Here is a 21,002-nt window from a genome sequence, read left to right as displayed (position 1 = left end):
GCACCCCGCTCACCGACCCCCACCTTCCAACCACACAACGTGCGGCGTACTCGCGGGACTCAGCTGCGCTGATGCCATGTCAAACGTTCCACCCATGAGCCCTGGCCACGCACATCCGGCGTGGAACCAGGCACTGGGACAACCGGAAACCCGGCCATCCAGTAGCTCCTTAGAAAGGAGGTGATCCAGCCGCACCTTCCGGTACGGCTACCTTGTTACGACTTAGTCCTAATTACCGATCCCACCTTCGACAGCTCCCTCCACAAGGGTTGGGCCACCGGCTTCAGGTGTTACCGACTTTCATGACTTGACGGGCGGTGTGTACAAGACCCGGGAACGTATTCACCGCAGCGTTGCTGATCTGCGATTACTAGCGACTCCGACTTCACGTAGTCGAGTTGCAGACTACGATCCGAACTGGGACCGGCTTTTTGGGATTCGCTCCACCTCACGGTATCGCAGCCCTTTGTACCGGCCATTGTAGCATGCGTGAAGCCCAAGACATAAGGGGCATGATGATTTGACGTCATCCCCACCTTCCTCCGAGTTGACCCCGGCAGTATCCCCTGAGTTCCCACCATAACGTGCTGGCAACAGAGAACGAGGGTTGCGCTCGTTGCGGGACTTAACCCAACATCTCACGACACGAGCTGACGACAACCATGCACCACCTGTACACCGACCAAAAGGGGCGACCATCTCTGGCCGTTTCCGGTGTATGTCAAGCCTTGGTAAGGTTCTTCGCGTTGCATCGAATTAATCCGCATGCTCCGCCGCTTGTGCGGGTCCCCGTCAATTCCTTTGAGTTTTAGCCTTGCGGCCGTACTCCCCAGGCGGGGAACTTAATGCGTTAGCTGCGTCACGGAATCCGTGGAAAGGACCCCACAACTAGTTCCCAACGTTTACGGGGTGGACTACCAGGGTATCTAAGCCTGTTTGCTCCCCACCCTTTCGCTCCTCAGCGTCAGTTACGGCCCAGAGATCTGCCTTCGCCATCGGTGTTCCTCCTGATATCTGCGCATTCCACCGCTACACCAGGAATTCCAATCTCCCCTACCGCACTCTAGTCTGCCCGTACCCACTGCAGGCCCGAGGTTGAGCCTCGGGATTTCACAGCAGACGCGACAAACCGCCTACGAGCTCTTTACGCCCAATAATTCCGGATAACGCTTGCACCCTACGTATTACCGCGGCTGCTGGCACGTAGTTAGCCGGTGCTTCTTCTGCAGGTACCGTCACCCAAAGGCTTCTTCCCTGCCAAAAGAGGTTTACAACCCGAAGGCCGTCATCCCCCACGCGGCGTTGCTGCATCAGGCTTGCGCCCATTGTGCAATATTCCCCACTGCTGCCTCCCGTAGGAGTCTGGGCCGTGTCTCAGTCCCAGTGTGGCCGGTCACCCTCTCAGGCCGGCTACCCGTCGACGCCTTGGTAAGCCATTACCTCACCAACAAGCTGATAGGCCGCGAGCCCATCCCAAACCGAAAAATCTTTCCAACGACGAAGATGCCTCCATCGCTCATATCCGGTATTAGCAGCTGTTTCCAACTGTTATCCCAGAGTCCAGGGCAGGTTGCTCACGTGTTACTCACCCGTTCGCCACTGATCCCCCAAGTGCAAGCACCCGAGTTCACCGTTCGACTTGCATGTGTTAAGCACGCCGCCAGCGTTCATCCTGAGCCAGGATCAAACTCTCCGTAAAAAAACGAAAGCCACAACCACCACCGGGAAAACAGCGGCAGACTGCAGCGAGTTCAACCATGACCAAAAACGAATGTCACTGACATCCATAAAATTGATCCAAAGGAATCTCACCCAACCCCCAAAAGGGCCAGGACGAGGTTATTTGGCATTTGACAAGTGCACGCTGTTGAGTTCTCAAGGATCGGACACACAACCAGCACCACCCCCACAGGAGCAGCCACCAGAAGGCAACCTCACAACCATACCCGAACCTCGCCGGCGGTCTGATCGACACGCGGTTCGGATCGGGCATCCCATCATACCACTGTCCGGACCGGTTCGTCACCGGTCGTGGTGGAGGATGGGGTTCTGTTCGCTGCTTGAGGGGGCGGGGCCTTCCGGCCGCTTCGCTCAACCCTTTGGGGCGAACGAGTAAGACTCTACGCGACGGGCGGGCACCCTCGCCAATCGGCCCTGCATCCCGGGCGTGTCGGGCCGGTCAGCCCCGATTTCCCGCGGGCGCGGTCGCGCTGGGCTGCGTGCGCGGACACCGCGGACACACCGTCCGTTGCCCCGATTCCCCGCGCACGGGGTCGCGCTCGCGTAGCCTTCCAGACATGCAGACCCAGGCCGCGATCGCTCTGCTGACCCGCATCCTGCGGGATCTCGGTCTGCCGGCCGCCGGCAGGGCCGGTGCCGAGGGCTGCGCGGTGCCACTGCCGGCACGCACGGCGGTGGATGCCCTGGCTTGGGCGGTCGTGACCGCGTGCGCCGAGGCCGCCGCGGGCCTGGCCGGCACGCACGCATCCAGGGCCGATCCGGACGCGATCGCGGTGGCCTACGCCAGCGATCGGTGGTTCCGCATCGACGGACACACGCCCGACGCGTTCGCGCCGCTGTCGGGCTTCTTCCGCTGTGACGACGGATGGGTGCGCACGCACGGCAATTATCCGTACCACGCGGCCGCCCTGCGCCGCGCCCTCGGGCTGGACGAAGCGGCCGGCCGTGATGAGTTGGCATCCGTCGTGGCCTCGCGCTCGGCCGCGTCGATCACGGCCCAGGTGACGGCGGCCGGCGGACTGTGCGTCGTGGTCGCACCCGAAGACCCGGCCGCGGATGCGCGGCAACGCCGCCTCCCACTGGCGGCGATCGAGCGCACCGCTGAGCCGCCCCCGCCGACCGGGCGGGTCGGATCTGCCGGCGGCGGGCCCATCGATCCCGAGGCGCCGTTGCGCGGGATCCGGGTGCTCGATATGACCCGTGTCATCGCCGGTCCGGTGGCCACCCGCACGCTCGCGCTGCTGGGCGCCGACGTGCTGCGGATCGATCCGCCGGCACTCGTCGAGATCGCCTGGCAGCACCTCGATACCGGCCACGGCAAGCGCTCGACCCTGCTGGATGTGAAAAGTGCGGGCGGGCGCGCCGTCTTCGACGCACTGCTGGAGGCGGCCGACGTCGTCGTGCTCGGATACCGTCCGTCGTCGCTCGCCCGGCTCGGCCTGACACCCGCCGCACTCGCCGCACGCCGACCCGGCGTCGTGGTTGCACAGCTGAGCGCGTGGGGCGAGCCCGACCGGCGCGGATTCGACAGCCTGGTGCAAGCGGCCTGCGGCATCGCGATGATCGAGGGCTCCCCCGACGCGCCCGGCGTGCTCCCGGCGCAGGCCCTCGACCATTCCGCCGGCTACCTGCTGGCCGCCGGGGTCATGGCGGCGCTGCGGCGACGGGCCATCGAGGGCGGCTCGTGGACGGTGACCACCTCGCTGCGCCGGGTCGCCGCCGAACTGCTCGGGATGCCGCGCAGTGAGCAGCCGGGTGCGGCAGTACCCGATGCGACCGGTCACACGCAGACGTTCACCGTCGACGGGAGCGTCGTCACCACCGCATCCCCCGCCCTGCGATACCCGGGTGCGCCCACGGCGTTCGCCGCGCCGCGGCCCTGGGGAGCCGACGCGCCCGCGTGGCGCGACTGAGCCGCCGGATCTCACCGCCGCCGTGGCCGGCGCACCAGCACCACAACGCACAGCACCAGCGTGAGCGCGCCCCACACCGCGCATGCCGGCGGCAGCACACGGTAGGCCAGGTGCTGCATCGTCCAGTCGGCGGTGAACGGTCCGTAGGCGCCCATGCCGATCAGCCAGGCTCCCAGCAGCAGGGCGGGAAGGGACATCCACCAGCACCAGCGGATCACGTTCGGCAGCCGGCGGACGAGGGACGCCTCGGGTCGGCGCCGGGCGACCCAGACGCCGAAGAACACCGCGATCCCCGCCAGCCCGAGCATCGACGAGCCGTACTGTGCCCATTTGTAGCCGGCGAACGGTCCCCACTGCTGCGCCAACGCCGGGAACAGCACGGTCCCCCACCGGCCCTCGTGGGTGAATGCGTCCCACGCGATGTGGCTGAGCACCCCGATGCAGACGGCGACGACCAGCAGCGGAACGAACACGGCGCGGTCCCGCCACACCCGGTGTCGTGATCCCGGGCGGACGCTGCGAAGCGCGTCCATCCCCGTGAGATCCCACTCCCGGGGCAGCCGCGTCGCCAACCACCGCGGCGACAGCTCGCGTACCGCCGGGCGCAGCATCAGGTACCACAGCGCCAACAGTGCCAGCGCGATGAACGCCGTCAGGATGACGTTCGTGTGCGTCGTCTGATACGAGAACGGCAGGAATCGGACGAACAGCGGCAGGTCGGGGGCCATCGCGCCGACCGCGATCGCCGCCGGCACCAGCGGCGTCCGGACGAACGGCAACGCGACGATCGCGTGGCTGGGGGTGAACGGCATGCGTCAGCGGGTGACGAACACCCCGGCGAGCGTCTTCTTGCCGCGTCGCAGCACCGACACCCCGCCGGGCAGCGCACCGGTCACGAACGCGCCGTCGTCGGTGACCCGCACTCCGTCGAGCGACACCCCGCCCTGGGCGATGGCCCGCCGCCCTTCGCTGCGGCTTGCGACCAGTCCGGTGTCGACGAGCGCCTGCACCACGGTGGTGTCGACGCTCGCCTCGGTGTGCGGAAGTTCGCGCAGGGCGCTGCGCAGCGCGTCGGGGTCGAGTGCGGTGAGATCGCCCGAGCCGAAGAGTGCGTCGGATGCCGCCGCCACCGCCTGTGTCGTCTGAAGGCCGTGCACGGTGGTGCACACCTCCCAGGCCAGGCGCCGCTGGGCGGCGCGGCGGTGCGGCTCGGCCTCGACCTGGCGGGCGTAGTCCTCGATCTCGGCACGGCCGAGGAACGTGAAGACCTTGAGCCGGTCGATCACGTCGGCATCGTCGGTGTTCAGCCAGAACTGGAACATGCGGTACGGGCTGCACATCTCGGCATCCAGCCAGATCGCATTGCCCTCGCTCTTGCCGAACTTGGTGCCGTCGCTGTTGGTGATCAGCGGGGTGCCGATCGCGTGCACCGACACGCCCTCGACACGGTGGATGAGGTCGACGCCGCTGGTGAGGTTGCCCCACTGGTCGGATCCCCCGGTCTGCAGCACGCAGCCGTACTGCCGGTACAGCTCGAGGTAGTCCATGCCCTGGAGGATCTGGTAGCTGAACTCGGTGTAGCTGATGCCGGCCTCCGAGTTCAGCCGGGCACTGACGGCATCCTTCTTCAGCATCGTGCCGACCCGGTAGTGCTTGCCGATCTCACGCAGGAAGTCGATGGCGCTCAGCGGTGCGGTCCAGTCCAGGTTGTTGACGATGCGGGCGGCGTTCTCGCCCTGAAAGCTCAGGTACCGCTCGACCTGCGCGCGCAGCTTGGCGACCCACTCCTGCACGGTCTCTTTCGTGTTCAGGGTGCGCTCGGCAGACGGGCGCGGGTCGCCGATCAGGCCCGTGGACCCGCCGACCAGGCCCAGCGGCCGATGCCCGGCCAGCTGCAGCCGGCGCAGCACGAGCAGCTGCACGAGGTTTCCCAGGTGCAGGCTCGGGGCGGTCGGGTCGAAGCCGCAGTAATACGTGATGGGGGCTCCGCCGAGCAGGGCACGCAGTGCCTCGCGGTCCGTGGACACGTGCACCAGTCCGCGCCAGACCAGTTCATCCCAGACGTTCTGAAACGTCGGGTCGTTGGCGGGCGCGCGGGCGCTCAGAGCGGAATCAGACACGCGTTTCAGGCTATCAGCGCGGCACAGCCGGTCTGTGTCGGTGACCCGTGGCACACTGCCGGGCATGGCCCTGACCCCGGACGCCGAGGTGCTGCTGACTGCGGCCCTGTCGATCTTCCTGTTCCTGGCACTGTGCGCGGCACTGGTGCTGGTCGTGGTCTCGCTGCGCCGGCCGACGACCCCGCCGCTGCTGGCGGCGGGGATCATCGTGGTGGCGGCGCTGCTGGCCGTGGCCGTCTCGCCGGTGAACACACCGGCACTCATGGGCCTGGCTCTGACCCTGCTGGGTGTGACCGTCGCAGTCGTCGGCGGCAACCCGGTCACCCGCCGGGTGCTCGAGATCGCCGCCGGTGCCCGGGTGCGCGAGACCGAGGACGGCGGCATCGTGGTGCGCGCGCAGGACGACGACGGCACGGCACGCACGCTCATGCGCGGCGGGCGGGTGATCGGGTACCTGGAACGGCTGGCCGCCGTGGTGGCGATCGTGGTGGGGTATCCCGAGGCGATCGCCGTGGTGGTGGCCGTCAAGGGCATCGGCCGGTTCTCGGAGCTCGGCGAGCCCGAGGCGCGGGAACGGTTCATCGTCGGCACGCTCGCGAGCCTGGCGTGGGCGTGCGTCATCGGGGCGCTGCTGCGCCTGGCGATCTGGTGACCACGACGCGGCGGGTGCGGATCAGTCCTGCAGCAGCCGGAACCCCGCCACGACCGCCGCGGCGCCCGACGTGCGCAGCGCCTGCGACACCGCGGACTGGGTGATCCCCTCGGCGGCCGCCAACGCGCGCTGGGTGCGGCCCAGGCACCGGCCGTGGGTGAGCCGGCGGGTGCGCTCGCTCATGCCGGCCACCAGCTGATCGCGCGCGAGCAGATACGCGTTCGCGCGGCGGACGGCATCCCCGATGCCCTCGTCGTCGCCGGATGCCGCGACCCGGGTGCGGGCGGACGGCACCGCGCGCACGGCGAGTGCCTCGACCGCCTCGATCGCGGCGCGTGCGGCCCACCAGCCGGGGCCGTCCGAGATGCCGCCCGATGCCGAAGGCACCTCACCGACCGGCCCGAGCCCGATGCCGAACCGGCACTGCACGGCGTCGGGCAGCGCGAGTTGGAACAGCAGCGTCGCGCGCAGTGCGGCATCCAGCCCGCCGAACACGCCCTGCATCTCGTCGCCCACGATCGGGTGCAGCGGCACCTGTGCGCCGGGCAGGTCGCGCTCGAGCGCGGCCAACGCGTCGTCGAGTGCGCGCTGGGCCGCCGGCCGGTCCTCGATGCGCCGAGAGCCGACGATGTCCACGATCACCGCCGCCGTCATGAGATCAGGGTATCACTGATGTTTCAGGAATATCAGTCTTATGCTCATATTCGGGGGTTGATCAGCCGCCCGGGCGCGGCCGCCGCCCGTCGCGCGCGCACGTGTGTGCACAACTGCGGGGATCTTCCGCGACACGCCGTGCTCCGGGCTCCTTTCACGGCGTGTCGCCGAGAATCCCCGCCGTTGTGCACGGACGAGCCGGCCTACAGCCCCAGGGCGTGCGCGGCCTGCTGCGCCCGGGCGATGAGCTCGGCCCGCTGCTCTGACACCCGCACCGGGGCGGTGCCCCCGGCGCCGTCGCGGCTGGCCACCGAGCCTTCGATCGTGAGCACGTCGCGCACGGCCGGCGTCAGGTGCGGCGAGACGTCCGCGAGCAGCTGGTCCGAGGCATCCGCCAGCCCGATCCCCCGCTGCTCGCACTCCCGCACCAGCGCGCCCGAGATCTCATGCGCGTCGCGGAACGGCACACCCTGACGCACCAGCCAGTCGGCGACATCCGTCGCCAGCGAGAATCCCTCGGGCGCCAGCTGCGCCATCCGCTCGGTGTCGAAGCGCATGGTGGCGACCATGCCGGCGAACGCGGGCAGCAGCAGCTTGAGCGTGGCGACCTGGTCGAACACCGGCTCCTTGTCCTCTTGCAGGTCGCGGTTGTACGCGATCGGCAGGCCCTTGAGCGTGGTGAGCAGTCCGGTCAGGTCGCCGATGAGCCGCCCGGCCTTGCCGCGGGCGAGCTCGGCGATGTCGGGGTTCTTCTTCTGAGGCATGATGCTCGACCCGGTCGAGTAGCCGTCGTCGAGCGTGACGAAGCCGAACTCGCGGGTGTTCCACAGGATGACGTCTTCGGCGAAGCGCGACAGGTCGACGCCGATCTGCGCCGCGATGTAGGCGAACTCGGCCACCACGTCGCGGGCCGAGGTGCCGTCCAGCGAGTTCTCGGCGGGGCGGTCCAGGCCCAGCTCGCGCGCCACCAGCGCCGGGTCGAGGCCGAGGCTGGACCCGGCGAGCGCACCGCCGCCGTACGGCGAGACCCGCGCGCGCGCCGACCAGTCGCGCAGCCGCTCCAGGTCGCGCACGAGCGGCCAGCCGTGCGCCTGCAGGTGGTGCGCGAGCAGGATGGGCTGCGCGTGCTGCAGGTGGGTGCGGCCGGGCATGATCGCGTCGGGGTTCGCCTCGGCCTGCGCGACGATCGCGTCGATCAGGCGCAGGATGCCGTGGGCCACGCTGCGGGCACTGTTGAGCAGATACAGCCGCACCAGGGTGGCGATCTGGTCGTTGCGGCTGCGGCCGGCCCGCAGCCGCCCGCCCAGGTCGGTGCCGGCGCGATCGATGAGACCGCGCTCCAGCGCCCCGTGCACGTCCTCGTCGGTCTCGGCCGCGGTGAACGCGCCGGAGGCGACGTCGGCTTCGAGTCGGTCGAGCGCGGCGCGCATGCCGGCCAGCTGCTCGTCGTCGAGGTACCCGGCGGCGTGCAAGGCGACGGCGTGTGCGCGCGAGCCGGCGATGTCGTACGGGGCGAGCGCCCAGTCGAAGTGCGTCGACCGGCTGAGCGCGGCCAGTTCGGGTGCCGGCCCGCACGCGAACCGGGCACCCCACAGCGCCCCCTCGTTGGTGCCGTGCGGTGCCCCGCTCATGCCGCGCCCTCAGCCGACCGCGCGGCAGGCTGCCCGGCCGGCTGCTCGGCCGACGTGCCGTTCTGACGCAGCAGCCAGACCAGCAGCGCCTTCTGCGCATGCAGCCGGTTCTCGGCCTCGTCCCAGACCACCGACTGCGGGCCGTCGATGACCTCGGCGTCGACCTCGTAGCCGCGGTCGGCGGGCAGACAGTGGATGAAGATCGCGTCGTCGGCGGCGAGGGTCATCAGCTCGGTGGTGACCTTGTAGCCGCCGAGGTCGCGTATCCGCTGGAGCTTCTCCTCCTCCTTGCCCATCGACACCCAGGTGTCGGTGACGATCACGTCGGCGCCGGCGGCCGCCTCGTTCGGGTCGGTGTACAGGGTCACCGACCCGCCGGTTGCGGCGGCACGGCGGTCGGCGTCGGCGATGACGTCCTCGCGCGGCGCATACTCGGCCGGCGAAGCCACCCGCACGTGCATGCCGGCGGTGACCCCGGCCAGCACGTAGGAGTGGGCCATGTTCGCCCGGCCGTCCCCGAAGAACGCGAGGGTCAGGCCGGCCAGCTGCCCCTTGTGCTCACGGATCGTGAGCAGGTCGGCCAGCAGCTGGCAGGGATGGAAATCATCGCTGAGCGCATTGACCACCGGCACCCGCGTGCCGCGCGCCATCTCCTCCAGCCCGGATTGGGCGTAGGTGCGCCACACGATGGCGGCCACCTGCCGCTCCATCACCCGGGCGGTGTCGGACGGGGTCTCTTTGCCGCCCAACTGGCTGTTCGCGGTGGAGATGATCAACGGCGAGCCGCCGAGGTCGGCGATGCCGACCGCGAACGACACCCGGGTGCGGGTCGACGACTTGTCGAAGATCACGGCGACCGTCTGCGGGCCGGCGAGCGCCTTGTTGGCCCAGCGGTCCTTCTTCAGCTCGAGTGCGAGATCGAGGATCTCGGACTGCTCGGCCGGGGTCAGGTCGTCGTCGCGCAGCAGGTGGCGGGTCATGGCGTCTCCGTTCCGTCGCCTGTGGCGACGCGTGCGTTCGGGTCGGATGCCGCCACCTCGGCGAGCGCGGCGGCGAACAGGGCGGTGAACTCGTCGACCTCGGCGTCGCCGATCGTGTAGGCCGGCGCGATGCGGATGACCTCGTCGGTCGGCGCGTTGACGATCAGGCCGCGGCGCTGCGCGGCATCCCGCACCGCTGCCGCCACCGGCGCCGCCAGAGTGATGCCGATCAGCAGTCCCGCGCCCCGGGTTCCGGTCACCAGCGGCAGCCCGGCGACGGCCTGGCGCAGCTGGGCGCCGCGCGCGGCCACGTTCGCGAGCAGTCCGGAATCCTCGATCTCGGCGAGCACCGCGTTGCCCACGGCGGTGGCGAGCGGATTGCCGCCGAACGTGGAGTTGTGGGTGCCGGGGTAGAACAGGTCGTTGTCGCCGAAGGTGACCAGCGCCCCGAGCGGGAAGCCCGCGGCGATGCCCTTGGCCAGGCTCATCGCATCGGGAACGATGCCCTCGCGCTGGAACGCGAACCATTCACCGGTGCGCCCGACGCCGGTCTGCACCTCGTCGACGATCAGCAGCGCGCCGTGCTCGCGGGTCAGTTCGCGTGCGCGGCGCAGAAAGCCGTCCGGCAGCGGCACGACGCCGGCTTCGCCCTGGATCGGTTCGACCACCAGCGCCGCCACGGTGTCGTCGATCACCTGCTCGAGCGCATCGAGGGTGGGGTCGATGTGCACGACGTCGGGCAGCAACGGCCGGAAGGGGTCCTGGTAGGCGGGCTTGGGGGTCAGCGACAGCGACCCCATGGTGCGGCCGTGGAACGCCCCGTTCAGGCTGACGATCGTCGTCGCGCCGGTGCGGCGGCCGTGCAGCCGGGCCAGCTTGATCGCCGTCTCGTTCGCCTCGGAGCCGGAGTTCGCGAAGAACACGTGGCCGTGCTCGCCGGCGCCGGCCAGCCGCTTGAGCCGTGCCGCGAGCTCGAGCTGCGGAGGCGTGGCGAAGTAGTTCGACACGTGGGCGAGTCTCGCCGCCTGCCTCGACACCGCGTCGACGAACACCGGGTGCGCGTGCCCCAGGGCGTTCACCGCGATCCCGCCGAGGAAGTCGAGGTAGCGGGTGCCGTCGGCATCCCACACATGCGAACCCTCGCCGCGCACGAGCAGGGCGAGTCGACCGCCCAGGTTCATGAGGTCACGGGATGCCTCGTGCTGCCACTGCTGCGTCGTCGGCGTCTGCGAAGCCGGGGTCATTGCGCCACCACCTCTGTTCCGATGCCCTTCTGGGTGAAGATCTCGACGAGCACCGAGTGCGGCACCCGTCCGTCGATGATCGCTGCGGTGTCGACGCCGCCGTCCACGGCGTCCAGGCACGCCCGCATTTTGGGGATCATGCCCGACTCCAGCTGCGGCAGCATCGCCCGCAGCTGCGCGGCGGTCAGGTGCGAGACCAGCGAATCGCGGTTCGGCCAGTCGGCGTACAGCCCGGGCACGTCGGTGAGCACGACGAGCTTCGCGGCGTGCAGCGCGACGGCCAACGCGGCGGCCGCGGCGTCCGCGTTCACGTTCAGCGAGTGACCGGGGTTGTCCAGGTCGGGCGCGATCGACGAGACCACCGGGATGCGCCCGGCCGACAGGTGATCGAGGATCGGCTGCGGATCGACCTGCACGACGTCGCCCACCCGGCCGAGGTCATGCTCGACGCCGTCGATCACCACGCCGCGACGGCGGCCGCCGAACAGCCCGGCGTCCTCGCCCGACAGGCCGGTGGCGATCGGGCCGTGCGCGTTGATCTTGGCGACCAGCTGCGGGTTGATCTGCCCGGTGAGCACCATGCGCACCACCGAGATCGCCTCGGTCGAGGTGACCCGGTAGCCGCCCTTGAACTCGCTGGGGATCGCCAGCCGGTCGAGCATGGCCGAGATCTGCGGACCGCCGCCGTGCACCACCACCGGCTGCACGCCCACGTAGCGCAGATAGGCGATGTCGGCGGCGAACGCGTCCTGCAGCTGCTCGGAGACCATGGCGTTGCCGCCGTACTTGATCACGACGATCTGGTCGCGGAAGCGCCGCAGCCACGGCAGCGACTCGATGAGCGTGGCGGCTTTGGCCGAGGCCTCGGCCGGGTCGGTGTCTTGGATGAGCCCGGTCATGACGAGTACGCGCTGTTCTCGTGGACGTAGTCGTGGGTGAGGTCGTTCGTCAGGATCGTCGCCGCCTGCTCCCCCGACTTCAGGTCGATCACCAGGTGCACCGCGCGCGGGGTGAGGTCGACCTGTTCGCGCGGGGCGTCCGGGCCGCCGGCGGTGCACACCCGCACGCCGTTCATCCACACGTCGGTGTCGTAGGGGTCGAAGTCCGCCTGCGTCGTGCCGATGGCGGCCAGCACGCGTCCCCAGTTCGGGTCGTTGCCGAAGATCGCCGCCTTGAACAGGTTGTTGCGCGCGACGGCGCGTCCCACCTCCACAGCGTCGGCCTCGGATGCCGCGTGCCGCACCTCGATCGTGATGTCGTGGGCGGCGCCCTCGGCATCGGCCTGCAGCTTGCGCGCCAGCTCCTGACACAGGTCGGTCAGTTCGGCGGTGAACGTCTCGAGGTCGGGCACCACCCCGCCGGCGCCGTTCGCGAGCAGCGTCACCTGGTCGTTGGTCGACATGCAGCCGTCCGAGTCGAGCCGGTCGAAGCTGAGCCGCGTGGCCGCGCGCAGCGCGGCGTCCGCCTGTGCCGGCTCGAGCACCGCGTCGGTGGTGATCACCACGAGCATCGTCGCCAGCCCGGGCGCCAGCATCCCGGCCCCCTTCGCCATGGCGCCGATCGTCCAGCCGTCGCGGCGGCGCACGGCGGTCTTGGGCACCGTGTCGGTGGTCATGATGGCGGATGCCGCGGCGTCGCCGCCTTCCGCCGACAGCGCCGCGACGCCCTTGTCGACCCCGTCGAGCACCCGGTCGCGGAAGGTCTGGTCGCCGGAGCCGATGAGCCCGGTGGAGCAGACGATCACATCGCCGGCCGAGACACCGAGCAGCTCGGCGGCCTTCTCGGCGGTCAGGTGCGTGGTCTGGAAGCCGAACGAGCCGGTGAAGCAATTCGCGCCGCCGGAGTTGAGCACGACGGCCTCGACCACGCCGTCGGCGATGGCCTGCTGTGACCACAGGATCGGGTTGGCTTTGGCGCGGTTGGAGGTGAACACCGCCGCGCCGACCTTGCGGGGGCCGCGGTTGACGACCACGGCCACGTCGGGTCTGCCGGTGGATTTCAGGCCGACGGCGACGCCGGCCGCCTCGAACCCCTGTGGTGCGGTGACGGTCACGGGGCGACTCCGTTCACGGTGAGGGCGCGGGTCTGGTCCAGACCCAACGCGATGTTCATGGACTGCACGGCGGCGCCGGCGGTGCCCTTGACGAGATTGTCCACGGCGGTGACCACGGTGACGCGGTTCGCGTCGCGGTCGATGTGCAGCCCCATCAGCGCGGTGTTGGCGCCGAGCACATCGGCGGTGCGCGGGTACGCCCCCTCGGGCAACAGCTGCACGAACGGTTCGTCGGCGTACGCCCGCTCCCACGCGGCGCGCACATCGGTGTCGGTGGCGCCGTCGGCGATGCGGGCCGAGCTGGTGGCGAGGATGCCGCGGGCCATCGGAACGATCACCGGCGTGAACGACAGGTGCACCTCGGCGGCGCCGGCCGCGCGCAGCGCCTGCTTGACCTCGGGGATGTGCCGGTGCACGCCGCCGACCGCGTAGGGGTTCGCGGAGCCGAGGACCTCGGCGGCGAGCAGGTGCGGTTTGAGGCTCTTGCCGGCGCCGGAGGGGCCCACCGCGAGCACGCTGACCAGGTCGGTCGGATCGATCACCCCGGCGGCCACGCCCGGGGCGAGGCTGAGGCTGACCGTCGACGCGTTGCACCCGGGGGCGGCGATGCGGTGCGCGCCGACGAGGTTGTCGCGTTGCTTGCCGGTCGCGGTGACGAGCTCGGGCACCCCGTACACCCACGGCTCGTGGAACGGGCCGCCGTAGAACGCGTCCCAGTCCGCCGCCGAGGTGAGGCGGTGGTCGGCGCCGGCGTCGATCACGAGCCCGACCTCGTCGAGCGCGTCGGTGTACTGCCCGGACTGACCGTGCGGCAGCGCGAGGAACACGATGTCGTGGCCGGCGAGGATCTCGGGCGTGGTCGGCTGCAGCGTCAGGTGCGCGAGGGAGCGCAGGTGCGGCTGGTGCGCGACCAGCGGCCGGCCCGCGCTGGCGTGCGCGGTGACGGTGCGGATCTCGATGTCGGGATGGGCCGCGAGGATGCGGAGGATCTCGCCGCCCGCATAGCCGGAGGCGCCGGAGACGGCGACCGAGTAGGTCATTCTTCCACCTTAGTTTCCCAGGATCGGCCGGACGGATCCGGTACGGGCCGAAGACGGCGACACCCACGGCGCCCGAAGGCGCGGCGCAGGGTCGCCTACAGTCGGCGGTCGCCCAGGCGGCGGGTGCGTCGGCGCGCGGAACCGAGGCTCACGACGAGCGTCTCGAGGTTCGGCACAGCCTGCGGCATGGCCCGACGATAGCGCCCGGGCCGTGGCATCCGCAAATCACGCGTGTCACAGACGCGTCGCCAAGAACTGCAGCACCCGCTCCCAGGCGTCGGCGGCGGCGTCCGCATCGTAGCGGGTGCCGGTGTCGTTGAAGAAGGCGTGGGATGCCTCGGCGTAGACGACGTCGTCGAATTCGACGCCGGCGGCCGCCATGTCGGCGCGCACCTGCGGCAGTGCCTCCATCAGTGCGGGGTCGTGCGCGCCGTACAGGGCGAGCACCGGCGCCTGGATGCGCGCGATCGCCTCGGCGTCGGGCGCGGTGCCGTAGAACGGCACGACCGCCCGCAGCCGGTCGTCGACGGTGGCCAGCAGAAAGGCGTAGGTGCCGCCGAAGCAGAAGCCGACCACGCCGATGCGCTCGTCGACGCCGGGTTCGGTCTCGAGCCGGTCGACGGCGGCCTGCAGCGCACCGGTGGCCCACCGCGCGTACGCGGGGGCACGGGTGCCGGCGAGCGCTTCGCGCATGCGCGGCTGCGCGGCGGTGCGGGCGCTCTCGTCTGCGGAGTTCATCACGGCGAACAGCTCGGCGCCCAGCGCCGGTGCGATGCCCCCGTGGCTGAGGATGTCGGGCGCGATCACCACGTACCCCTCGGCGGCGAACCGGTCGGCGACGGCACGGATGTGGTCGGTCAGGCCCCAGATCTCGTGGATCACGATCAGCCCGCCGCGCACCTCGCCGGCCGGGCGCGCGAGGTAGGCGGCGAAGGGCTCGCCGTCGGGGGCGGTGAGGGTGAGCGTGGCGGACATGCTCCTACGCTACGCCGTCAGCTGGTCGGGAACGCGCGGATCTGCGCCAGCAGAGCCGGGGCGTTGCGGTCGAAGATCCGGCCGCCGGCGATCACGCCTGCGACGATCACGATCGCCCCGGTGCCGAGCCCCACGGTCGCAGCGAGCAGGCCGAGCCCGGCCGAGCCGGTGCCGGCGGCGATCACGGCGATCACCAGCGCGGGAGACGCCAGCAGCAGGCATGCGGCCAGCACCACGAACACGAGCATGCCCGACAGGAACGTCTGCCCCGGCACCGATCTGAACGGGTTGTCGCCGGGGGCGGCGACGGGCACCACGATCAGCGCCGAGCTGACCGCCGACACGCCGTAGCCGACCAGCACCAGCCCGAGCCCGGCGCCCAGCACGGCCGGCAGCCGGGACCACGCCCCGGCAAGGCCGGTGGTGACCAGCGCGACCAGGATCACCGCGGGCACCCCGATGCACGCCGCGCCGAGCATCCGCCCGACGCGGTCGGCCCAGCCGCGGATTCCCGAGCCGAGCACCGTGGCGAACGCGGTGCCGTCGTACGACACGTCGGCGTACCCGGCGATCGCCAGGACGAGCGCGACCAGCACGGCCGACATCCCGAACGGGGTACCGTCCACTCCCCCGCCGGCGATCAGGAACAGCACCGGGAACACCGGCACGAACACGAGCTGGCGCAGGTAGCGCGGGTCACGGGTCCAGGCCGTGAGTGATCGCGCCCAGGTCGCACCGACGGGCCCGGTGGGTGCGATCCCGAACAGCCCGGTGCGGCCGGGGGCGACCGTGCGCGAGGTCGGCCGGGGCCCCGCCCCGACGCCCGTCCGCAGCGCCCGGCGCCACAGCAGCCACAACAGCGCCGGTGTGGCGACGGCGACCAGGGTCTTGCCGACGGCGGGCAGCACGGCGCCGCCGGCGATGTCGCCGGCGGCCGACCAGGCGGCGCCGAACGGGGTCCAGCCGACGATCTCGGCCGCGGCGGCGAACGCGGCCGGCCCGCGGGCGACGTTGCCGATCAGTGCGCCGATGCCGATGATGATGGGGCCGGTCATCGCGACCAGCACCAGGGTGACGGTGCCGATCACCTCGCGGGCGCGGCGGCTGCCGCCCAGGCCCCCGAACACGTCGACGCCGAGGCGGCCGGCGAGCACGCAGGTGCCCACCCCGATCAGGTGCAGCGGCACGGCGGCGACCACGGCGAGCGGATGCGGCAGCCAGGCGCCTGCGGCCAGCAGCGCGACGATCGTGGTGGCGATGCCGGGGATTCCGCCGAGGCTCACCGTGAACAGGGCGCGCATCAGGTCGCGTTCGCCGATCGGGAACGGCGCGAGCCGGACGGTGTCGATGGTCGTGTCGGCGCCGGCGACCACCAGGGGCCCGAGCAGCCACCCCAGCACCAGCACGCCGCCGGCCAACGGCAACGCGATGCGGGCCGCCGGCACCCCGCCGATGACGAGGGCGACCACGGCCAGGGCCGCGAGCCCCAGCATCCACAGCGCCCCCAGGACGCCGAAGCAGAACCCGACCAACCGCCACGGACTGCGCGTCAGCGTGTTCGCGAGGATCCGGTATCGCAGCCTCAGGACTGTCGCAACCACTGCGGTCCTTCCGACGCGTGGCGGCCGCCGACGAGCTCGACGAAGCGGTCCTGCAGGCTCTGGCCGGCACGTACCTGATCGACGGTGCCGGCGGCGAGCACGCGGCCGGCGGCGACGACCGCGACGTGGTCGCACATCCGCTGCACCAGGTCCATGGAGTGGCTGGAGACCACGACCGTCCCGCCGGTGGCGGTGTAGCCGCGCAGCACGTCCTCGATGTTGGCGGCCGAGACCGGGTCGACCGACTCGAACGGCTCGTCGAGCACCAGCAGCCGGGGCGCGTGCACCAGCGCGCAGGCCAGGGCGATCTTCTTGGTCATGCCGGCGGAGTAGTCGGCGACGATCGTGCCGGCCGCCGCCCGCAGGTCGAACAGCTCGAGCAGGTCCGAGACCCGCCCGGCGATCTCGGCTCGCGGCACCGAGAACATCATCGCGGTGTAGCCGAGCAGCTGCTCGCCGGTCAGCCGGTCGAACAGGCGCACGCCGTCGGCGAGGTTGCCGATGAGCCGCTTGGCCTGCACCGGATGCGCCCACACGTCGATCCCGTGCACGAACGCGGCGCCGGCGTCGGGCCGCAGCAGCCCGGTGGCCATCGACAGCGTGGTGGTCTTGCCGGCGCCGTTCGGGCCGACCAGGCCGTAGAACGACCCGACCGGTACGTCGAGGTCGAGCCCGGCGACGGCGAGCGTATCGCCGAATCGGCGGACCAGACCCGCCAGGCGCAACGCGGACACCGGCGGCGTCGGCACCGGCGGGGCGGAGACCTGCGGGGCGGGGGCGTTCGTCTCGGGCGTTGCACTCACCGTCCCGAGCCTATCCGGCGTCCGGTCAGTCGCGCAGCCGGGCGCCGAAACGCTCGGCCGCCAGCTCGACCCCCTGCAGCTTGGCCTCGGTGGCCTCGGCGGCGGTGAGGGTGCGGTCGGCGGCGCGGAAGCGCAGCGCGAAGGTGAGGCTCTTGTGCCCGTCGGGGATGCCCTGCCCGCGGTAGTCGTCGACCAGGTGCAGCGACTCGAGCAGCCCGCCGCATCCGTCGATCAGCGCGTCGCGCACGGCGGCGGCCGGCACGTCGTGTGGCACGACCAGCGACACGTCCTGCGTGGCGGGGGTGTGCGCCGACAGGGATGCCGCGACCGCCGGTGCGCCCGCCGCCGACAGCAGCGCGTCGAGGTCGAGCTCGGCCACGTACACGCGCCCGACCAGGTCGGCGTCGGCCGCGACCGCCGGCAGCAGCTCACCGACGTAGCCGATCTCGGCGCCGCCGAGCAGCACCACGCCCGCGCGGCCCGGGTGCAGCGCGGCGCGCCGGGTCTGCGCGATCTCGACCTTCGCCCCGGCGGCCGCCGCGACGATGTGGACCGCGTCGATCGCGTCGGACAGGGTCACCGGCACCGCCGGCTGGCCGGGCTGGCGCGCGATGGCGTTGCCGGCCAGCAGCACGCCGACGCGGCGCGGCTGGGCGGGCAGGGCGGCGTCGAGGGCGGCCAGGGCGTCGGCGTCGGGGCGCTGCGCGGGCGGCGGCACCTCGGCCGTGCCGTAGCTCACGCCGGGCTCGGGCAGGAACACCGCACCCAGCTCGAACAGGGCCAGGTCGGTGAAGCCGCGGGCGAGGTTGCGGTGGGCGACCTGGGTCAGCCCCGGCACGAGCGACCGGCGCAGGTACGGCGCATTGCCGTCGAGCGGGTTGGCGAGCTTCATGCCCGGCAACCGGTCGCCGGAGGCCGAGCCGTGCAGGTCGTTGAGCGCGGCGGTGGTGAACGGGAACGACGGCGTCTCGACGTATCCGGCGGCGGCCAGCGCGTTCGCCACGCGGCGTCGGCCCTGCTGCGTCGCGGTCAACCCGCGGCCGGCGGGCGGGGTGGGCAGCACCGACGGCACGCGGTCGAGACCCTGGATGCGGGCGACCTCTTCGGCGAGGGTCCACCGGTCGGTGAGGTCGCCGCGCCACGACGGCGGCGTGACCAGCCAGTGGTCGCCGTTGTCGTACACGTCGCAGCCGATCGTCTGCAACGCCTCGGTGATCTCGGCGTCGGTGTAGTCGACGCCGATCAGTGCCGGCACGAACGGCTTGGGCAGCGCGATCGCCTCGCGTTCGTATGCGGCGAACAGGGCACCGCCGGTCGTCTCGTCGAGCGTGCCACCGGCCAGCTCCACCATCAGGTCGGCCACGCGACGGGCGGCGACGAACGGGATGAGCGGGTCGACGCCGCGCTCGAAGCGACGGGATGCCTCGCTGGGCAGCTTGTGGCGGCGCGCCGAGCGGGCGATGGTCACCGGGTCGAAGGTCGCCGCCTCGATGAGCACGTTCGTCGTGTCGAGGCTCATCTCGGTGGTGGCCCCGCCCATGACGCCGGCCAGGCCGATCGGACCGGACTCGTCGGTGATCAACAGATCTTCGGGGTGCAGGGCGCGCTCCTGGTCGTCCAGGGTGGTGAGCTTCTCACCCGGCTGCGCGCGGCGCACCGTGATGCCGCCGGTGAGCTTGTCGAGGTCGTAGCCGTGGACGGGGTTGCCGAGCTCGAGCATGACGTAGTTCGTGATGTCGACCAGCACCGAGATCGAGCGGATGCCGGCCAGCACGAGGCGGGCGATCATCCACGGCGGTGTGGGGCGGGTGGCATCCACCCCGCGCACGACGCGCGCGACGAACTCGGTCGCCCCGGCGTTGCCGCGGATGGGTGCGGCGTCGTCGACGGCGACGGGGAAGCCGCCTTCCGGCTGCTGCACCTGCGCCCAGTCGCGTACGCCCGGGTCGCGGAACACGCCACCGGTGGCGTGCGCGTACTCGCGGGCCACCCCGCGCATGCTCAGCGCGTAGCCGCGGTCGGGGGTGACGTTGATCTCGACGGCGACGTCGTCCAGGCCCAGCAGCGCGATCGCATCGGCGCCCACGGGCGCGTCGATGCCCAGGTCGGCCAGTCGCAGGATGCCACTGTGTTCGTCGCCCAGGCCCAGCTCGCGCGCCGACGCGATCATGCCGTCCGAGACGTGCCCGTACGTCTTGCGCGCCGCGATCGGGAAGGGCCCGGGCAGCACCGCGCCCGGCAGCGTGACCACGACCTTGTCGCCCACGCCGAAGTTGTGGGCGCCGCACACGATGCCGCGCACACCGCCGTTCGCCTCGCCGACGTCGACCTGGCACCAGTTGATGGTCTTGCCGTTCGTCTGCGGCTCCGGGTTCACCTCGAGTACTTGGCCGACCACGACCGGGCCCGACACCTCGAAGCGGTGCACGTCCTCTTCTTCGAACCCGACCGACACCAGCGCCGCGAGGACGTCCTCGGGCGTGGCATCCGGTGCCACATCGACGTAGTCACGCAACCACGACAGCGGGACGCGCATCACACCACCATCCCGAACTGCTCGCTGAAACGAATATCGCCTTCGGCCATGTCGCGCATGTCCTGCACGTCGCTGCGGAACATCAGGGCGCGTTCGACGCCGATGCCGAACGCGAAGCCGGAGTACACCTCGGGGTCGATGCCCGCCGCGCGCAGCACGTTCGGATTGACCATGCCGCAGCCGCCCCATTCGATCCAGCGAGGCCCGTCCTTGAAGGTGGGATGCCACAGGTCGAACTCGGCACTCGGCTCGGTGAACGGGAAGTAGTTGGTCCGCAGCCGGGTCTTCGCCTCGGCGCCGAACAGCTGCCGGGCCAGGTGGTCGAGGGTGCCCTTCAGGTGCGCCATCGTGATGCCCTTGTCGACGACCAGGCCCTCCACCTGCGTGAACACGGGCAGGTGGGTGGCGTCGTACTCGTCGGTGCGGAACACGCGCCCGGGCGAGATCACGTAGATCGGCAGCTCGCGGGTGAGCATGGAACGCATCTGCACCGGGCTCGTCTGCGTGCGCATCACCAGGTGTCGTTCGGGTGGGTCGACGTAGAAGGTGTCCTGCATCTGGCGTGCGGGATGGTCGGGGTCGAGGTTGAGCGCGTCGAAGTTGTACCACTCGTGCTCGAGCTCGGGGCCCTCGGCGATCTCCCACCCCATCCCGACGAAGATGTCGCCGATCTGCTCCTGCAACAGGGTGAGCGGATGCCGCGCGCCCACGCGCGATCGCGTGGCCACGGCGGTGACATCCACCCGCTCGGCCTCCAGGCGTGCCGCGGTCTCGGCCGCGTCGAGCTCGGCCTCACGGGCTGCCAGCGCCTGGTTCACGCGTGCACGGCCGCTGCCGATGAGCTTGCCGAACTCGGCCTTGCGCTCGGGCGGCACCTCGCGCATGCGGGCGTTCAGCCGCGCCAGCGGCGAACCCTCGGCGGTGTGCGCGGCACGCGCGGCCTTCAGGGCGGCGGTGTCGCCGGCGGCGGCGATGGCGTCGAGCGCGGCGCTGACCGCGGACTGAACCGCCTCGGGGGTGATCTCGGTTACCTCGTCGGACACGAGAATCGAGTCTACCG

Annotated in this window: 16 protein-coding genes and 1 rRNA gene; 2 read left to right on the top strand and 15 right to left on the bottom strand. The window is 71.0% G+C overall.

All coding sequences use genetic code 11. From position 1 onward, the window contains the following. Window positions 1–173: 173 nt before the first annotated feature. Window positions 174–1,699 (bottom strand): 16S ribosomal RNA (locus H577_RS15880). 598 nt (window positions 1,700–2,297) lie between these two features. On the opposite strand from H577_RS15880, the gene H577_RS15875 reads away from it, so the two are divergent. Continuing rightward, window positions 2,298–3,653 carry a CoA transferase gene (locus tag H577_RS15875; protein ID WP_084516047.1) on the top strand — a complete coding sequence of 452 codons (1,356 nt, stop codon included), beginning with the start codon at window positions 2,298–2,300 and terminating at the stop codon, window positions 3,651–3,653. An 11-nt stretch (window positions 3,654–3,664) separates the two neighbouring features. Here H577_RS15875 and H577_RS0109455 read toward each other — a convergent pair whose 3' ends face one another. Beyond that, a complete protein-coding gene (locus H577_RS0109455) occupies window positions 3,665–4,465 on the bottom strand; it encodes a DUF4184 family protein (protein WP_029145760.1) in 801 nt (266 codons plus the stop codon). Between the two features lie 3 nt (window positions 4,466–4,468). Further along, on the bottom strand, window positions 4,469–5,758 hold the full coding sequence (gene tyrS / locus H577_RS0109450) for a tyrosine--tRNA ligase (RefSeq protein WP_245570376.1): 1,290 nt from the start codon (window positions 5,756–5,758) through the stop codon (window positions 4,469–4,471). A gap of 79 nt (window positions 5,759–5,837) precedes the next feature. Between tyrS and H577_RS0109445 the strand changes: the two genes are divergently transcribed. Continuing rightward, window positions 5,838–6,425, top strand: a complete 588-nt coding sequence (locus H577_RS0109445) for a hypothetical protein (protein WP_156876605.1) — start codon at window positions 5,838–5,840, stop codon at window positions 6,423–6,425. 21 nt (window positions 6,426–6,446) lie between these two features. On the opposite strand, the gene H577_RS0109440 is transcribed toward H577_RS0109445, so the two are convergent. The 12 genes from H577_RS0109440 to pheS form a co-directional block, all read right to left on the bottom strand. Then, on the bottom strand, window positions 6,447–7,079 hold the full coding sequence (locus H577_RS0109440) for a SatD family protein (RefSeq protein ID WP_029145757.1): 633 nt from the start codon (window positions 7,077–7,079) through the stop codon (window positions 6,447–6,449). A gap of 203 nt (window positions 7,080–7,282) precedes the next feature. After that, the gene (argH, locus tag H577_RS0109435; protein ID WP_029145756.1) at window positions 7,283–8,710 is read right to left on the bottom strand and encodes an argininosuccinate lyase; all 1,428 of its coding nucleotides are present in this window, start codon (window positions 8,708–8,710) and stop codon (window positions 7,283–7,285) included. Then, entirely contained in the window at window positions 8,707–9,690 is a 984-nt protein-coding gene (argF, locus tag H577_RS15870; protein WP_051191910.1) for an ornithine carbamoyltransferase, read from the bottom strand. The genes argH and argF overlap by 4 nt, the downstream gene beginning before the upstream one ends. Further along, window positions 9,687–10,934 carry an acetylornithine transaminase gene (locus H577_RS15865; protein ID WP_036284391.1) on the bottom strand — a complete coding sequence of 416 codons (1,248 nt, stop codon included), beginning with the start codon at window positions 10,932–10,934 and terminating at the stop codon, window positions 9,687–9,689. The genes argF and H577_RS15865 overlap by 4 nt, the downstream gene beginning before the upstream one ends. Next, complete coding sequence (argB, locus tag H577_RS0109420) at window positions 10,931–11,833, bottom strand: acetylglutamate kinase (protein WP_029145755.1); 903 nt, start codon at window positions 11,831–11,833, stop codon at window positions 10,931–10,933. The genes H577_RS15865 and argB overlap by 4 nt, the downstream gene beginning before the upstream one ends. Further along, the gene (gene argJ, locus H577_RS0109415) at window positions 11,830–12,987 is read right to left on the bottom strand and encodes a bifunctional glutamate N-acetyltransferase/amino-acid acetyltransferase ArgJ (protein WP_029145754.1); all 1,158 of its coding nucleotides are present in this window, start codon (window positions 12,985–12,987) and stop codon (window positions 11,830–11,832) included. The genes argB and argJ overlap by 4 nt, the downstream gene beginning before the upstream one ends. Continuing rightward, a complete protein-coding gene (argC, locus tag H577_RS0109410; protein WP_029145753.1) occupies window positions 12,984–14,027 on the bottom strand; it encodes an N-acetyl-gamma-glutamyl-phosphate reductase in 1,044 nt (347 codons plus the stop codon). Before argC ends, argJ begins: the two co-directional genes overlap by 4 nt. A gap of 234 nt (window positions 14,028–14,261) precedes the next feature. Next, window positions 14,262–15,002: a dienelactone hydrolase family protein gene (locus H577_RS0109400; RefSeq protein WP_029145752.1), complete on the bottom strand. Its 741-nt coding sequence runs from the start codon at window positions 15,000–15,002 to the stop codon at window positions 14,262–14,264. A 17-nt stretch (window positions 15,003–15,019) separates the two neighbouring features. Then, complete coding sequence (locus H577_RS0109395) at window positions 15,020–16,603, bottom strand: hypothetical protein (protein WP_029145751.1); 1,584 nt, start codon at window positions 16,601–16,603, stop codon at window positions 15,020–15,022. Next, window positions 16,585–17,406 (bottom strand): ABC transporter ATP-binding protein, encoded by an 822-nt coding sequence (locus H577_RS0109390; protein WP_425411317.1) that lies wholly within the window; start codon window positions 17,404–17,406, stop codon window positions 16,585–16,587. The genes H577_RS0109395 and H577_RS0109390 overlap by 19 nt, the downstream gene beginning before the upstream one ends. A 25-nt stretch (window positions 17,407–17,431) precedes the next feature. Next, window positions 17,432–19,942: a phenylalanine--tRNA ligase subunit beta gene (gene pheT, locus H577_RS0109385; RefSeq protein ID WP_029145749.1), complete on the bottom strand. Its 2,511-nt coding sequence runs from the start codon at window positions 19,940–19,942 to the stop codon at window positions 17,432–17,434. Then, entirely contained in the window at window positions 19,942–20,991 is a 1,050-nt protein-coding gene (gene pheS, locus H577_RS0109380; protein ID WP_029145748.1) for a phenylalanine--tRNA ligase subunit alpha, read from the bottom strand. The genes pheT and pheS overlap by 1 nt, the downstream gene beginning before the upstream one ends. Window positions 20,992–21,002 lie beyond the last annotated feature (11 nt).

The sequence above is a fragment of the Microbacterium luticocti DSM 19459 genome, from assembly GCF_000422405.1.
GTDB lineage: Bacteria > Actinomycetota > Actinomycetes > Actinomycetales > Microbacteriaceae > Microbacterium > Microbacterium luticocti.
Note: the sequence above shows the minus strand (reverse complement) of the source record. Positions and strands in the feature narration are given on the sequence as shown.

Bases quoted from the DNA above. Each gene is read 5' to 3' on its own strand.
- H577_RS15875 (WP_084516047.1), top strand. From the start codon at position 2,298: ATGCAGACCCAGGCCGCGATCGCTCTGCTGACCCGCATCCTGCGGGAT.
- H577_RS0109455 (WP_029145760.1), bottom strand. From the start codon at position 4,465: ATGCCGTTCACCCCCAGCCACGCGATCGTCGCGTTGCCGTTCGTCCGG.
- H577_RS0109445 (WP_156876605.1), top strand. From the start codon at position 5,838: ATGGCCCTGACCCCGGACGCCGAGGTGCTGCTGACTGCGGCCCTGTCG.
- H577_RS0109440 (WP_029145757.1), bottom strand. From the start codon at position 7,079: ATGACGGCGGCGGTGATCGTGGACATCGTCGGCTCTCGGCGCATCGAG.
- argH (WP_029145756.1), bottom strand. From the start codon at position 8,710: ATGAGCGGGGCACCGCACGGCACCAACGAGGGGGCGCTGTGGGGTGCC.
- argF (WP_051191910.1), bottom strand. From the start codon at position 9,690: ATGACCCGCCACCTGCTGCGCGACGACGACCTGACCCCGGCCGAGCAG.
- H577_RS15865 (WP_036284391.1), bottom strand. From the start codon at position 10,934: ATGACCCCGGCTTCGCAGACGCCGACGACGCAGCAGTGGCAGCACGAG.
- argB (WP_029145755.1), bottom strand. From the start codon at position 11,833: ATGACCGGGCTCATCCAAGACACCGACCCGGCCGAGGCCTCGGCCAAA.
- argC (WP_029145753.1), bottom strand. From the start codon at position 14,027: ATGACCTACTCGGTCGCCGTCTCCGGCGCCTCCGGCTATGCGGGCGGC.
- H577_RS0109400 (WP_029145752.1), bottom strand. From the start codon at position 15,002: ATGTCCGCCACGCTCACCCTCACCGCCCCCGACGGCGAGCCCTTCGCC.
- pheT (WP_029145749.1), bottom strand. From the start codon at position 19,942: ATGCGCGTCCCGCTGTCGTGGTTGCGTGACTACGTCGATGTGGCACCG.